Origin of the sequence: Streptococcus troglodytae (assembly GCF_002355215.1) — a bacterium.
Classification (GTDB): domain Bacteria; phylum Bacillota; class Bacilli; order Lactobacillales; family Streptococcaceae; genus Streptococcus; species Streptococcus troglodytae.
Window position 1 is genome coordinate 1,020,712 of the sequence record NZ_AP014612.1, and the last position, 16,514, is coordinate 1,037,225.

6 protein-coding genes are annotated in these 16,514 nt (G+C 37.8%); all 6 read right to left on the minus strand.

What is annotated here, in order from left to right; genetic code table 11:
* Window positions 1-15: 15 nt before the first annotated feature.
* The 6 genes from SRT_RS05215 to topA all read right to left on the minus strand — a co-directional run bounded on the left by SRT_RS05215 (window position 16) and on the right by topA (window position 16,455).
* Window positions 16-2,019 carry an ABC transporter permease gene (locus tag SRT_RS05215; RefSeq protein ID WP_128833301.1) on the minus strand — a complete coding sequence of 668 codons (2,004 nt, stop codon included), beginning with the start codon at window positions 2,017-2,019 and terminating at the stop codon, window positions 16-18.
* 1 nt (window position 2,020) lies between these two features.
* Window positions 2,021-2,773, minus strand: coding sequence for an ABC transporter ATP-binding protein (locus tag SRT_RS05220; protein ID WP_128833302.1), 753 nt, complete (start codon window positions 2,771-2,773; stop codon window positions 2,021-2,023).
* A gap of 262 nt (window positions 2,774-3,035) precedes the next feature.
* On the minus strand, window positions 3,036-7,406 hold the full coding sequence (gene gtfC, locus SRT_RS05225; protein WP_128833303.1) for a glucosyltransferase GtfC: 4,371 nt from the start codon (window positions 7,404-7,406) through the stop codon (window positions 3,036-3,038).
* Between the two features lie 195 nt (window positions 7,407-7,601).
* Complete coding sequence (gene gtfB / locus SRT_RS05230; RefSeq protein WP_128833304.1) at window positions 7,602-11,837, minus strand: glucosyltransferase GtfB; 4,236 nt, start codon at window positions 11,835-11,837, stop codon at window positions 7,602-7,604.
* Window positions 11,838-12,629: 792 nt separating this feature from the next.
* A complete protein-coding gene (gene trmFO / locus SRT_RS05235) occupies window positions 12,630-13,964 on the minus strand; it encodes a methylenetetrahydrofolate--tRNA-(uracil(54)-C(5))-methyltransferase (FADH(2)-oxidizing) TrmFO (protein ID WP_128833305.1) in 1,335 nt (444 codons plus the stop codon).
* Window positions 13,965-14,337: 373 nt separating this feature from the next.
* Window positions 14,338-16,455 (minus strand): type I DNA topoisomerase, encoded by a 2,118-nt coding sequence (topA, locus tag SRT_RS05240; protein WP_128833306.1) that lies wholly within the window; start codon window positions 16,453-16,455, stop codon window positions 14,338-14,340.
* Window positions 16,456-16,514 lie beyond the last annotated feature (59 nt).

The following is a 16,514-nucleotide window of genomic DNA, read 5'->3' on the forward strand; positions in this document are numbered from 1 at the left end:
AAAAATCGTCACTTTTTATCTTTCGATAATTTTATAGTAAGTTCTGCTCGTTAACTTGTAAATAATGAAATAAATAATCAAGATTCCAACTACAGTTAGAGCACTAACAGTATAGAGGAATTTATCACCTTGTACACCAAATAGGAAGAGCAGCTTTTTAAGAATAGGCAAAGCAAAAACAAAATGTACGATAGCCATAAGTAAAGGCAAGAAGAAAACTAGGATAATTTGCGAATTGATCGTTTTCTTAATTTGTTTTAAGCTCATACCCACTTCTTGTAAAATTTTATAAGAACGCTTATCTTGTGTTCCTTCTGAAAGCTGTTTATAATATATAATTAAAGCAGCACCAAGTAAGAAGGCAATTCCCAATAGAAATCCTGTAAAGAGGAAACCGCCAGTCATTCTCAACCCTTCAGTACGATAATTCGCAGCAGTTGAGTAAAGAACAGCTGTATCATCATCACCATAGAGAAGCCCATGCTTAGCCTGACTCATTCTATTTAAAAGCTGTTTTTCTTTATTCGTTAAATTAGCAAAAGCTAAAAATGTATAGGTATAATCATATTTTGAGACATCATCATAAGGTTTACGCATAGCCTCCATAGTCGCATCATCAGGAACAACGAGAACACCGGCAGGTGTTGCTGAATTACTAATCACCATATTTTTAATAGATTTTATATGATAAACATTCTTATAAGTTTGACCAAACCAAGTTAAGGTTTTAAAGGGTTTAACAGTGGTATTTTGGCTATAACTGTAAAAGGCCACTTCTCCTGCTGATAATTGAGGAACTTTATTACCTATAGAACGGAAATCATCTTGCGTTATGACTTCCATTGTGCCAGCATGACTGTCTTTATAGACTGTTTTATCAGTTGCAATAGACTTATCAAGAACTAAATTTTGCTTTTGTGTAAAAAGAACAGGATAGCTGATATCAAGGTAAGATGAAAATTTTGCTTTACTATTATAGCCGGCTTTTTTGAGCGGTGCTAAGACATGCTTTTGAAAAATTTCTTCAGCCTGTTGACGGTTACTGATATGTTTCATCTCAATTTGAGCATTTTTGGGATAGGCCATTTTAACCATGTTTTCACTACTTGTATAGAGCGCTACTGTTGAAAATATGGTTACAAAAGCCATAATGGCTAGCAAAGTAATATTAGCTAAACCGACGGCATTTTGTTTCATACGAAAAATCATTTGCGAAGTTGTTACAAAATGCTCTGGTTGATAAAAATAAGATTTGTTCTTACGACGGCGTTTCAAATACCAAGTAGTAAAACTAATGTAAAAGAGATAAGTTCCTAAAATAACTGCTAGAATAGCTTGGAAAAAGCGCGTAATACCAAATATAGCATTGACATTCCCAGAGGTGACAGATAAATAGTAACCATAACCAATCGCTAAGATACCAATAAAAGCTAAAACAATATTTCCTCTTGGCTCACGCTCTCCTTGACTTTGATTGCTAAAGAGATTAAGAGCTGATGTTCTGCTGATTCTGATAATATTCACCAACTCTAAAAATAAGAAAATGACAGCAAAAAGAATAAGATTAATCACAAAAGCTGGTAGTGTTAATTGAAAATTGAGATTTTCATACTGAATGATATTGACAAAAATCAAGTAGAAAAAATTTGAGAGAACTGCACTTAGAAAGGTCCCTAGGATAATTGTCACTAAATAAGCGACTATCAGCTCCAATGTTGATACCCAAATGATATGCTTCTTGTTCATTCCTAAAATATTATACAGCCCAAACTCGTGATTACGCTGTTTAAGAAGGAAGTTGTAACTATACAAACAAAGAATAGCTGCTAAGATATCAAGTACTATAGTAGCCAAACCTAGAGCATAAACTCCTGCCCCCATAGACTTAGCAGATGGACTAGTCATAAGGAGTACCGTAATAGTACTAAAAATAAAAGTCGTCACACTGACTAGAAAAAAGGGGGCAAAATGTTTAAAAGACTGCTTAATATTATTAAAAGCAAGTTTAAGATAGAACATGCTACTCACCTCCTAACAGTGCTGCCATACTTAGAGAAATTTCTTTGCTAAATTCTTGATTGTTTTTATTTCCTCTATAGAGTTGGTGAAATATTCGTCCATCTTTGATAAAAAGAACACGTTTAGCATGACTAGCAGCATTAGCTGAGTGAGTGACCATCAGAATTGTTTGGTCATCATTGTTAATAGCTTCAAATAAAGTCAATAAGTCTTCTGAATTACGATAATCCAGTGCTGCTGTTGGCTCATCTGCTAAAAGGATTTGTGGATTGGTAATCAGACTGCGAGCAATAGCAACACGTTGTTTTTGACCACCAGAAAGTTCAAAAGGACGCTTTTCTAATAACTCTTGAATCCGTAATTTCGGAGCAAGGCGATATAAGTGTTTTTCCATCTCCTTATAGTCTTTACGAGCAAGCACCAAAGGTAAAAAGATGTTGTCCTTAACAGAAAGTGTATCCAACAAATTAAACTCTTGAAAGACAAAACCTAAGTTTTTTAGACGAAATGTTGCCAAATTGTTTTCTTTGATTTTGGTAATGTCTTGGCCATTTAGAATAACTGCCCCATTTGTCGGTTTTTCTAAGGTTGCTAAAATGTTAAGTAAAGTTGTCTTACCAGAACCTGATTCTCCCATAATAGCGATAAATTCTCCCTTATCCACTTTAAAGTCAACATCTTGTAAGGCATGCGTCTCTTCTTTTGAAAAACGGGTTCGAAAAACTTTTTCTAAGTGATTGATTTCTAAAAACATAACTTCTCCTTTTTATCATTATAACTTAATTTATTTATACTACTATCTTAAAATAAAAAAGAAAAGATATCTTACACTTAAAGAATCGTAGCTTACAAAATTGTAAGCATTGACATTAATTTAACCGAAACCAAACAATATTTTAGTTTGACTCTGCCTTTTTTGATAACAACCAAAAAGAAGCCTGAGAAATTTACAGCTCAGACTTCTTTTTAACGTTAGAAGATGAAATAATTAAAATACTGTTCTTCTAAGATAAGTATTAAAATCTAAAGAAATTGTCAAAGAATCCATTACGAGGGTGTCTAAAACGAACAGCACTGCTGCTGCCACGACCAAAGTCTCTTCTGTAATCATAATCCCAGTGGTTTCTTTGATCATGACTGGCATAACGATAAATACCATTTTCATCAAAGTAAACACGTCTTCCTTCAACAACATGCCAACCAATTAAGGCATAACCATCATTACCAAAATAGTACCAGTTTCCTGATGATGTTCTTACATAACGATTACGAACTTCATTTCCAGAATTAGGATCATAATATTTAATACGACCTTTACGCTCTGTAATGAGCTCACCCTTAGCTTGAACACCATTAGACTTAAAGTAGAGGCGTTGTCCGTTAACAACTCTGGCACCAGTTGCAGCGATACCATTGTGATCAAATAAGAACCATTCTCCCTTAGAATTTCTAACAAAGCGATTACGAACTTCATTTCCGGAATTAGGATCATAATATCTTAGATATCCATTTGCATCTCTGATAAATTCTCCTTTAGCTTGAACACCATTAGGTTTAAAGTAAAGACGTTGTCCATTGAACGTTATCGTACCAGTTACAGCAACACCATTGTGATCAAACAAGAACCATTCTCCCTTGGAATTTCTAACAAAGCGATTTGAAATTTGATTTCCTGAGTCTCTATCAAAATAATGCAGCTTTCCATCAGCAGTTGTAATAAACTGTCCTTTAGCTTGGAACCCAGAAGCATCAAAGTATTGAACAGCACCATGAACACGTGTTAAGCCGACAGCCATAACACCATTTTGGAAATAACGCCATTGTTGACCAAAGAGATAATAACCATTTTCATAACGGCGACCGTCATTTCCATAATAAGACAATATTTTATTACCATTATCATAAATAGCATTTCTCAATTGAATACCATTTGATAAGAAATAATAATTAGCACCGTTAATAGTTCTAGCACCAGTGACCATATAGCCGTTGTTATCGAAATAATACCAATTATTTCCTAAGCTAATGAAAGCATTTTTAGCTTGGTTGCCGCTTGTTGAATGATAAGTATAGCCTTTACCATCATACACTAATCCTATTACAGAACTGCTCGTTCCATGATCCGGATTAACTAATGATTTCGGAAGGAAGGTATTATCTGCAGCAAGACTGAAATAAGTATTGGTTGCCTGATCCTTCAAGACATAACCTGCTCCCCGTCCTAAAATGTTTGTTCCATTAAAGTACTTGGCAGACCATTGCTTAATCTTAACAGTTGGATCCATCGGAACCCCTGTTGAAATTTGCTTTCTGGCAAAAAGCTCTGGATATTTAGCTTGCAGCTCCTCTAAGAAAGCTCCCCCATACTTAGCCTGCTGGTCCTTTCCGGAACTCTTACCATCAACTACATAAAGTGTGTTTTTGATTTGACTGCCTGCAACAGGATGGCCATACTTGTCCACACGAGTGACTTCAACAACTTCTTTTTCAGGGAAAGCATACATTTGATCAGGCACCCAGTCAGCCATAACCTTGATGCCCTTGCTGTGCAATGCCTTGATGGCCTTAACCAAATCATCGGCTGTCCCGTATTTATTAGGTTTGGAAATCCCCAAATCATAACGATCCGTAAAGGCATAGCCATTTTGAATTACAGAATCCAAGAAAGAACCATCTGTTGAAGACACATACTGCGGTGCCATCTCAAAGTCTGTAACACCCCATTCCGCAAACTTATCCACATTCTTAGCAATGACCACATTCGTATACTCTTCTTTTGTAGTCGCAAAAGCTTGGAAATTTGAGAAGCCTTCAAACATGACACGAGAATCAAGGGCTGCATTTTGATGCACTGATTTGCCGTCTGTCGATGGGGCAGTGCTGGCTGCCACACGGACATCTTGATCAGCTGCAGCTCCTACTGGCACCCAAACACCTAAATAGCCAGAAACTTGAGGATTGGCATAGCCTTTGATATCAGCCGCTGTGAAGATCAATTCCCCTCTGTCATTGGTGTAGCGCACCAAACCAGCCGCTTCTTGATCAGAATGATAAGCCTTGATACCGTTATCTGTGGTCAAGAGTAAAGGTCGGTAAGCTTGATTCTTATGGGCAGCTCCCATATTGACAACAACACGATCATAAGAACGCAAACGTAAAGAAGGGTTATTGCCTTCAATCACGGCCACTCCAGAAGTGCGTGTCGTCTGATCCCCTGTATCCGTTGCCTTCAGGGCTCCCTTACCATAGCGAACAGACGTAATGATTTCAGAATTGCCAACACTTTGGTTTCGCATGGCTTGACCGCCTGAAACATACTTAATCCGTGCTTTAAGCAGGGTTTCGATGGCTTCGTAATTAATGGTCTTATGAGCCATGTACTGACCATCATCTGTGAACATATCGCCGTAATAGACACGCGGCACACTAGATTTGTTAGTTAAAAGCAGGGCATAAGAAAGCGCCGTATTATAGTGTGTGTATTTCTTCTCTGTAGCCAGTAAGTCTTTGTTGTAAATCTCGAAAGCTTTCTTGATTTCCTCCATGGTGAAAGAATAACCAACAACATTAGGATTGATTTCTGCTCTAATAATATTGCGAATCAAATCCTGCACTTCACTGTCATGGGCACGAATGAAGGAATAAGAAGGGACTGCGGCAGTTTCAGCGTTATCATCTGTTCGATTCACCAGACTGTTAGTGATGAGAGGATTCATGCCTGAACGTTGATTCAAGGGTTTAGCTAATGAATAAAGCAAGGAAAGACGTAATCTATTGTCCATGTTAATCATGTTATCGCCATCATCATGAAGGTAAGGAGTGTCGTTATAGCTCCATGCCTCTAAAATAGACAAATGATCATTGGCAGCCTTATCATTTTTATGAATCCCTTTAGCAGCTTTGAGGTAATCACCAGCGATTTGGATTAAGTCAGCATCCACATTATCCACCGCATCAACACGAATGGAATCAAAGTTAGCATCAGGATCGTTGGCATAAATGTTACCAAAGTTCATGAGAAAATGCAGCCAGTTCAGCTGTTCTGCCTGAACAACAGGATTGGAATTATCCACATCATTAGCTAGCAAGAACTCGTAACCACCGATGGTGCGATCGGCTGTATACCGCGGATCTTTCTTTCCGGTTTGATTGGTCGGGGTGCGATTTAAAATACGGTAGTTGGAATTAGCCTGTGAAGTTAGCTTGCTATTGTTACTATAAAGCAATGCCCCTTTTTGTAAGTGATCATCAAACGGTTTTTCGCTCTCACTGTTCCAAGCTGACTGTGTCTTAACAAATGCTGAAATAGTCTGACGCAGCCAATTGGTATTCTTTTCTGCAGTGATCTTTTCTTCGATCTTAGTTTGTATTGTCTGAGCCGCTAAATTTAATTGAAGCGGACTGGTTGCTGTATTGTATGTTTGCTTGATCCCAAGCTGTGCATTCATATAGTTGACATATTGACGCTGTGTTTCTTGGTCAGGCCACCATGTCATCAATAAAGGACGGAAATCTTTTTCTGTTGACTGTGTCCATGTTTTACCATCTTTCAAGATGTACTTAGGACGATACCAACTCTCAGCTGTCAAATAATGATCAACATGTTCGAAGTTTGCAGCATCTGTACTATAGACCTGATTATATTGAGCAAAGCTATTAGTGTTATCATTATTAGTGATATTACCCTTTTTACTAGGTAAAGTATTATTTGATAATGCTCCCGTTTCATCAAAGAAGAAAGTTTTCCCATTAATGTTTAAAGCATAGTTCTTTTGAAGAGTTCCATCTTCTTTATAATAATAATATTTACCGTTCACTTTTTTGATATTTTTAACATTACCTAAGGCTGCAATATCATCTTGACTAAGTGATGACGGCTGCTGTTCTACTTTACCAATCTTTGGTTTTACTGGAACTATTTTATCAGTAACAGTTCTTGGACGTGCAGTATTATTGTTAGCAGGAACAAATTTGCCAGTCGCAGTTAAACGGTTTACCGCTTTTGATGTAGCAATTATTTTATCGCTATTAACAGTTTTAGACTGTTCTGAAGTTGTTGTTGGTTTAACGTCAAAATTAGCTGTATTAGCAGCAGTATTTGTGGACTGGTTTGTTGTAGAAGCATTATCAGTAACAGTTGCGGCTGTTTGAGTTGTTGCTGAAGTTATTGTACTTGTATCAGTAGCAGTCAAATTTCCTTTTGCTGCTTCACTTGTCGTCACAAGACTAGCCTGAGATTCTGTAACCGCCTGTTGGCTGTCGTCGCTTGAATCTGCTTTTACTAGACTTCCTGAAAGAGAGGTCAAAGTCACTACAGCTGAAGCAACAGATACTGTCACCCATCTTTTCTTCACTTTACGTAATTTAAAACGTACTTTCTTTTCCATATTTCCTCCAAAAATAGTTAGAGATAGTGTTTTGATATAAAACACTATCATTGTAACACTTTTATAACAAAAGTACAATGTGTCGTAATTAATTTATAATAAAATTCTTCTTTTTTTAGAAAAATAATAAATAATATTTAAAACTTATTACCCTAGAAACGCTCTCTTAAATTATTTAAGAGAGCGTTTTTTCAACTAGTTAATCCAAACTCGTTCTCCAGAGTTAGCATCGTAATAGCTGATGCGGCCGTGGCGATCAGTAACAAATTCACCCTTGACTTGAACACCGTTTGCTCTAAAGTATAGGTGCTGACCATTGATAGTTCTGGCACCTGTTACGGCATAGCCATTGTTATCAAAGTAGAACCATTGACCCTGAGCATTGCGGACAAAGCGGTTACGGATTTGATCCCCTGAATTGCCGTCGTAATAACTGATGCGGCCGTAGCGGTCGGTAACAAATTCACCCTTGACCTGAACACCGTTTGCTCTAAAGTATAGGTGCTGACCATTGATAGTTCTGGCACCTGTTACGGCATAGCCATTGTTATCAAAGTAGAACCATTGACCCTGAGCATTGCGGACAAAGCGGTTACGGATTTGATCCCCTGAATTGCCGTCGTAATAGCTGATGCGGCCGTGGCGGTCAGTGACAAATTCACCCTTGACCTGAACACCGTTTGCTCTAAAGTATAGGTGCTGACCGTTAATCGTTTGAGAGCCTATCACTGCTGCACCATCTTCACCAAGATACAGCCATTTACCTTCTTCATTTTCAATAAAACGATTACGATGCATGTTCCCAGAATGCTTATCAAAATATCTTATTTTACCATTAGCAGTTGTTACAAATTTCCCTTTAGCTTGGTAACCCATTTCATCAAAGTATTGAACCTGACCATCAACAACAGTTAAGCCAACACTCATTTCACCATTATTGAAGTGACGCCATACACCACTCATGAATTGATAATAACCATTTTCATAACGGCGACCGTCATTTCCATAATAAGCGTAAGTTCCATCTTCATTCTTGAGAATAGCATCTCTGAGCTGTAGACCATTTGATAAGAAGTAATAATTAGCACCGTTAATAGTTCTAGCACCAGTGACCATATAGCCGCTATTATCGAAATAATACCATTTGTCACCTTCGCTGATGAAAGTATTTTTGGCTTGGTAACCACTCGTTGAATAATAAACATAACCTTTACCGTCATAAGAGAAACCAACTTGACTATCTTGGTTTAATAACGTTTTAGGAAGGAAGTTTATTTCCTTATTATCTGAAATATTAAAGTAAGTATTAGTTGCCTGATCTTTTAGGACATAGCCTGCTCCCCGTCCTAAAATGTTTGTTCCATTAAAGTACTTGGCAGACCATTGCTTAATCTTAACAGTTGGATCCATCGGAACCCCTGTTGAAATTTGCTTTCTGGCAAAGAGCTCTGGATATTTAGCTTGCAGCTCTTCTAAGAAAGCTCCCCCATACTTAGCCTGCTGGTCCTTTCCGGAACTCTTGCTGTCAGCAACATAAAGAACACTCTTAATTTGTGAGCCTTCAACAGGTTTTCCAAACTTATCAACGCGTGTTGCTGTAACCACTTCTTTTTCAGGGAAAGCATACATTTGATCAGGCACCCAGTCAGCCATAACCTTAATGCCCTTGCTGTGCAATGCCTTGATGGCCTTAACCAAATCATCGGCTGTCCCGTATTTATTAGGTTTGGAAATTCCCAGATCATAACGATCCGTAAAGGCATAGCCATTTTGAATTACAGAATCCAAGAAGGAACCATCTGTTGAAGACACATATTGCGGTGCCATCTCAAAGTCTGTAACACCCCATTCCGCAAACTTATCCACATTCTTAGCAATGACCACATTCGTATACTCTTCTTTTGTAGTCGCAAAAGCTTGGAAATTTGAGAAGCCTTCAAACATGACACGGGAATCAAGGGCTGCATTTTGATGCACTGATTTGCCGTCTGTCGATGGGGCAGTGCTGGCTGCCACACGGACATCTTGATCAGCTGCAGCTCCTACTGGCACCCAAACACCTAAATAGCCAGAAACTTGAGGATTGGCATAGCCTTTGATATCAGCCGCTGTGAAGATCAATTCCCCTCTGTCATTGGTGTAGCGCACCAAACCAGCTGCTTCTTGATCAGAATGATAAGCTTTGATACCGTTATCTGTGGTCAAGAGTAAAGGTCGGTAAGCTTGATTCTTATGGGCAGCTCCCATATTGATAACAACGCGATCAGTATCATTCAAACGTAAAGAAGGGTTATTGCCTTCAATCACGGCCACTCCAGAAGTGCGTGTCGTCTGATCCCCTGTATCCGTTGCCTTCAGAGCTCCCTTACCATAACGAACAGATGTAATAATTTCAGAATTGCCAACCCGCTGATTGCGCATGGCCTGACCGCCTGAAACATACTTAATCCGTGCTTTAAGCAGAGTTTCGATGGCTTCGTAATTAATGGTCTTATGAGCCATGTACTGACCGTCATCTGTGAACATATCGCCGTAATAGACACGCGGCACACTGGATTTGTTGGTCAAGAGCAGGGCATAAGAAAGCGCCGTATTATAGTGTGTGTATTTCTTCTCTGTAGCCAATAAATCTTTGTTGTAAATCTCGAAAGCTTTCTTGATTTCCTCCATGGTGAAAGAATAACCAACAACATTAGGATTGATTTCTGCCTTGATAATATCACGAATCAAATCCTGCACTTCACTGTCATGGGCACGAATGAAGGAATAAGAAGGGACTGCGGCAGTTTCAGCGTTATCATCTGTTCGATTCACCAGACTGTTAGTGATGAGAGGATTCATGCCTGAACGTTGATTCAAGGGTTTAGCTAGTGAGAATAAGAGAGACAGACGCAATTTGTTGTCCATGTTAATCATGTTATCGCCATCATCATGAAGATAAGGGGTATCATTGTCACTCCAGGCTTCGAGAATAGACAAATGATCATTGGCAGCCTTGTCATTTTTATGAATCCCTTTAGCAGCTTTGAGGTAATCACCAGCGATTTGAAGTAAGTCAGCATCCACATTGTCCACCGCATCAACACGAATGGAATCAAAGTTAGCATCAGGATCGTTGGCATAAATGTTACCAAAGTTCATGAGAAAATGCAGCCAGTTCAGCTGTTCTGCCTGAACAACAGGATTGGAATTATCCACATCGTTGGCCAAAAGGAATTCATAACCGCCGATAGTGTTATCAGCTGTATACCGTGGATCTTTCTTTCCGGTTTGATTGGTTGGGGTGCGATTTAAAATACGGTAGTTGGAATTAGCATGCGGCGTTAATTTGCCTTCATTATCATAAAGTACTGCTCCATTTTGTAAGTGATCATCAAACGGTTTTTCGCTCTCACTGTTCCAAGCTGACTGTGTCTTAACAAATGCTGAAATAGTCTGACGCAGCCAATCAGTATTCTTTAAAGTTGTAATTTTGGCCTCAATTTTTGCTTGAATAGTTGCAGCTGCAATATTTAATTGCAATTGATTGCTTGTATCATCATAAGTCTTGTTAATGCCAAGTTGTGCATTCATGTAGTTGACATATTGACGCTGTGTTTCTTGACTCGGCCACCATGTCATCAATAAAGGACGGAAATCTTTTTCTGTTGATTTTGTCCATGTTTTACCATCTTTCAAGATGTACTTAGGACGATACCAACTCTCAGCTGTCAAATAATGATCAACATGTTCGAAGCTCTGTGCAGAGCGATCATAAACTTGATTATATTTTTTGTATAGATTACTTCTTGTTGTGACGATATCTTTATTTACAGTGTCAATTGATGTATCAGTATAAGCACCAGTTTCATCAAAATGTAAAATTTTGCCGTCAGCAATCAACGTAAAATTAGTACGAACTTTGCCGTTGTTGTCATAATAATAATACTTACCATCAATTTCTTTTACATTGGGGAGTTTTTCCAATATTTGTAGATTGGCTGTATTACTATCATCAACAACATCTGTATCTGCTTCTGTTGTTTGGTTGCCAATATTATTAGCAACAGCTTCAGAAGTTTTATCAACTGTAGTTGTTTGATTTTGGGGCTTTTCATCATCAGAAGCCGTTTTTTCAACCGTGTAAGGATTACTTACAGTCTCTTTGGGATTAACTACTGAAGTAGAGCCACTGCTTGTCGTTACTGTATGATCAGTTTGACTACTAGCAGTTTCTTGCTTAGATGTCGACTCGGTTGTTACATTAGATTCTTCATTAGTAGTAACAACACTAGTATTAGAATCATTAGAAACTTGGGATTTTGCTTCATTAGAATCTGCTTTAACCAAACCACCCGAAAGTGTAGTTAAAGTCATTACAGCAGATGCAACAGATACTGTCACCCATCTTTTCTTAACTTTGCGCAGTTTATAACGCACTTTCTTGTCCATTAGGAACCTCCAAATTTTAAACTGTTTTATTCAAAACGTTATAATTGTAACACCTTTCTAATAATAAAACAATGTTTTTGCAACAAAAATTCTTTTTTCTTTAAAACTAAAAAAGAATATTCAAATTTTTCCTTTTATTTATTATGATAACATTATAAAAATACCTAAAACCAAAACTATCCCACAAAAAACAACAGTCTAATTGCTGTCGTTTTTTACATTTAAACTTCAGATGTGAACTTGTTGTTTTTTGAAACACTAAGAATGCATTATTTCCAGACTTTGATTGCTGCTTTTATAAAATGACACTTTTTAAATAGACTTGTTTGGCGACTCATTATTTCTATCTATTGCTTTCCTTAAGCAGTGAGAGCGAAAAGTGAATAGTCCAGCAAACTATTTTAGAAATTCAAGGGCGTTCCATCCCTTTTTGGCGATCCTAGGTCTCACTAACTTCTCGTGATAGAACTTATAAATAGTTCTATCACTTTCACTATACAGCGCAAGGCAATTATTTAGGGCGACAAAATCGCCCTAGGCCCATTGTCCATCATTTACACAGAGAATACCCTCCAGTTGCTGCTGCGGTTACAGCATCTGGCAAAGTTGGAGATTACAAACTCCAATTTTAGCAATGAAACGATAAAATCAGTTACTTACGTGCCGAACCCCCTAAAACTAACGAGCAAAAAAAGCCAATTAATAGATGAGAATAGGTTTTCAAACAAATCTAATATAGTTATTTTCTATCTCAGTCAATATTTAATAAGATCAATATTGTAAAAAACTTATTTAAACAGTTAAGAATTTTTGTAGATCTTTAAGCGATCGCTCAGCAATCTTCTCATAACGTTCCTTCTTATCACGAATACGTGATCCACCCAGATCTTTGATGATACCAAAATTAATATTCATTGGTTGAAAATGCTTACTTTTTGCATGTGTAATATAATACGGTAAAGCACCAATCGCTGTTGTTTGCGGAAAGATTACTGCTTCTTCATCTTTAAAACGACGTACAGCATTGATTCCAGCAACAAGCCCAGAAGCTGCAGATTCAACATAACCTTCTACACCTGTCATTTGTCCAGCAAAAAATAGATTTGGATTTTTACACGTTGCAAAGGTGGGAGTGAGAAGATTAGGGGAGTCAATGTAAGAGTTGCGATGCATGACGCCATAACGGACAAAATGTGCTTGCTCTAGACCTGGAATCATGGAAAAGACACGTTTTTGCTCACTCCACTTAAGATGGGTCTGAAAACCAACAATATTGTAAAGACTGCCAGCTGCATCATCTTGTCGAAGCTGTACAACAGCATAGGGAGCTTTATAATCACCGTCTCGGGGACCCTTGTAGTCATTTGGGTATTCCAGACCAACTGGTTTCATGGGGCCGTAAAGCAGTGTTTTTATGCCCCGCTTGGCCATAATCTCAATAGGCATGCAACCTTCAAAGTATTTTTCCTTTTCAAAGGAGTTAAACGGAGCTTCTTCAGCATTGATCAAAGCTTCATAAAAACGCATAAACTCCTCCTTAGTCATAGGGCAATTGAGATAGGCAGCCTCTCCCTTATCGTAACGTGACTTGAGATAAACCTTACCCATATTCACGGAAGCTTGATCGACAATTGGTGCCGCCGCGTCATAAAAATAAAACCCTTCACCGCCGTTTAGTTTGTAAATTTTTTCAGCCAGACTGTCACTTGTCAGTGGACCAGTCGCAATCACTGTAACAGCATCATCAGGAATTTCAGTTATTTCGTTTCGAATAACCTGAATAAGAGGGTTGTTTTCAATTTCTGCTGTAACGGCTTGAGCATAGCCGTGACGATCAACTGCCATAGCACCACCTGCAGGAACACGATGGGCTTCACCAATTCGCATGATAATAGAGTCCAGACGGCGCATTTCTTCTTTGAGAAGACCAACAGCATTCGTTAAACTGTCACCACGAAAAGAATTCGAACAAACTAATTCCGCAAAATGACTTGTTTTATGCTGAGGTGTTTTTTTAACTCCACGCATTTCATAAAGCTTGACAGGAATACCGCGTTTAGCGATCTGATAAGCAGCTTCAGAGCCAGCAAGACCAGCCCCAACAACATTAATATAAGATTGAGACATAAAGCCAATACCTCTTTTGGGGATGGAGAAACAGCTCCCTAAAATCTTTCTTTTTATTACTTGCTTATTATATCTTAATTCATCGAATTCTCCAATTAAGCTCTTTAAAATATTAGCACTGTCTTTTAATGCAAAATAAAAATCATTTTATCTACAGCTATTATCGTCTTTTTCATAAATATCTTGAATAAACTGAAGCATTACAGACTTATAAAGCCTCTTAAAGTTTTCTTTTTAGAGTTTTTTATATGTACAAATATAATAAGCTTAAAACAAAAAGGTGAACAGAAATACAGCTGATTCCTTTTTAAGTTAGAATTTTATTAATCCAACTTAAAAGCGCAGCACAAATACATCAACTTCATCACTTTCTTTATTTAACAGCTTTTTCCTTATAGTCACACTCCTCATTACTACAAACAACTTGTTTGCCGCCGCCACGAACTTTTTTCTCAACAAGAAAATCTCCAGATTTTGGACAATCGCGACCTATAGGTTTATTCCATGACGTAAAATCACAATCAGGATAGCGATCACAGCCATAGAAAATACGATTACGCTTCGTTTTTCGTTCAATGACTTGACCTTTGTGACAAATCGGACAGGTCACTCCGATTTCCTTGGTAATAGCCTTGGTATTGCGGCAATCTGGAAAATTACTGCAGGCATAAAACTTACCATAACGACCTAATTTAATGACCATAGGATGCCCACAAACATCACAATCAAAACCAGCAGGTTCATCCTTAATTTGGATCTTCTCCATCTGATTCTCTGCTTTACCAACCTCTTTTTCAAATGGTTTATAGAAACGATCAATAACTTTTTGCCACTCTTCTTTGCCAACCTCAACTTCATCCAACTTGCTTTCCATTTCAGCAGTGAATTTCACATCAACAATATCAGGGAAAAATTCCACAATTAAGGAGTTAACAATTTCACCAAGTTCTGTAGGCTCAAAACGCTTAGATACTAAACGTACATAGTAACGCTTTTGGATCGTTTCAAGAGTTGGCGCATAGGTTGATGGACGACCAACACCATTTTCTTCCAAAGTCTTAATAAGACTTGCTTCTGAATAACGAGCAGGCGGCTGCGTGAAATGCTGTTCAGGATTGGTTGAAACCTTTTTAACTGTTTCTCCTTCTGCCATTTCAGGAAGTACTTTGGTCTTATCAGAATCGTTGTAAACAGCCATATAACCCTTGAACTTAATCTGACTGCCGTTAGCGATAAATAAGACACCGTTTTGCGTTAAATTAACCTTAACAGTATCAAAAACTGCTGCTGTCATTTGACTAGCAACAAAACGATTCCAGATGAGAGTATAAAGCTTTAATTGATCCTTATCAAGATATTTAGCAATAGATTCAGGCGTATGATTAACATTAGACGGACGAATAGCTTCATGGGCATCTTGAGCACCAGAGGCATTGCGAACACGATTTCCATGCTTAGAATATTTAGCACCAAAATGTTCAGTGATGTAATTAGCAGCGTCATTTTGAGCCACAGGGCTGATTCTAGTTGAATCTGTACGCATATAGGTAATCAGACCCTGCTGGCCACTAGAACCAAGTCTTATTCCTTCATAAAGCTGCTGAGCAACCATCATGGTTTTTCGTGTTCTGAAATTAATCTTATTGGCCGCGTCTTGTTGTAAGGAAGATGTCGTATAAGGAAGCGGTGCATTGCGTTTGCGTTCTTTCTTTTCTACTTTGTCAACAAGAAAGTCATCACTCTTGATACGAGCCAATACTTCTTTAACATCATCATTTATTTTTAACTTTGTTTTTTTGCCATCAAGTCCATAAAAATTAGCTTGGAATTTCTTATTTCCTTTTTTAAAGAAACCATTAATACTCCAATACTCCTCTGGTTTAAAAGCTTTGATTTCATTTTCGCGATCAATAATAAGCTTAAGAGCAACAGACTGCACGCGACCAGCTGAAAGACCTTTTTTAACTTTTTTCCAAAGAATAGGAGAAATAGAATAACCGACAATTCTATCCAAAACACGACGAGCTTGTTGGGCATCAACAAGATCCATGTCAATTTGACGCGGCTCGACAAAGGCATTTTTGACAGCATCTTTAGTGATTTCATTAAAGACAACGCGATTTTTACCTTTAGGATCTAAATCCAAAATATGAGCTAAATGCCAAGAAATTGCTTCTCCTTCACGATCCGGGTCACTTGCTAAAAAGATTTGCTTGGCATTCTTAGCTTCTTTTTTTAGAGAATTGATTAAGGGACCCTTGCCGCGAATATTAATATACTGCGGCTCATAATTATTATCAAAATCAATGGACATGCTTGACTTTTTTAAGTCACGAATATGCCCTACAGAAGCCACCACCTTATATGAACGTCCTAGATACTTCTCAATGGTTTTCGCCTTAGCAGGTGACTCGACAATGACTAAATTTTTCTTAGGAGTCGCTCGTTTTTTACTAGTCTTTTTTACTGTTGTCGTTGTTTTACTTGTCAATATTCTACACTTCCTATAAGTTATAAACTTCTAGAATAATATATCATTTTTAGAATACT

Coding starts and splice junctions, on each gene's coding strand:
- SRT_RS05220 (WP_128833302.1), bottom strand. CDS start 2,773: ATGTTTTTAGAAATCAATCACTTAGAAAAAGTTTTTCGAACCCGTTTT.
- gtfB (WP_128833304.1), bottom strand. CDS start 11,837: ATGGACAAGAAAGTGCGTTATAAACTGCGCAAAGTTAAGAAAAGATGG.
- SRT_RS05215 (WP_128833301.1), bottom strand. CDS start 2,019: ATGTTCTATCTTAAACTTGCTTTTAATAATATTAAGCAGTCTTTTAAA.
- trmFO (WP_128833305.1), bottom strand. CDS start 13,964: ATGTCTCAATCTTATATTAATGTTGTTGGGGCTGGTCTTGCTGGCTCT.
- gtfC (WP_128833303.1), bottom strand. CDS start 7,406: ATGGAAAAGAAAGTACGTTTTAAATTACGTAAAGTGAAGAAAAGATGG.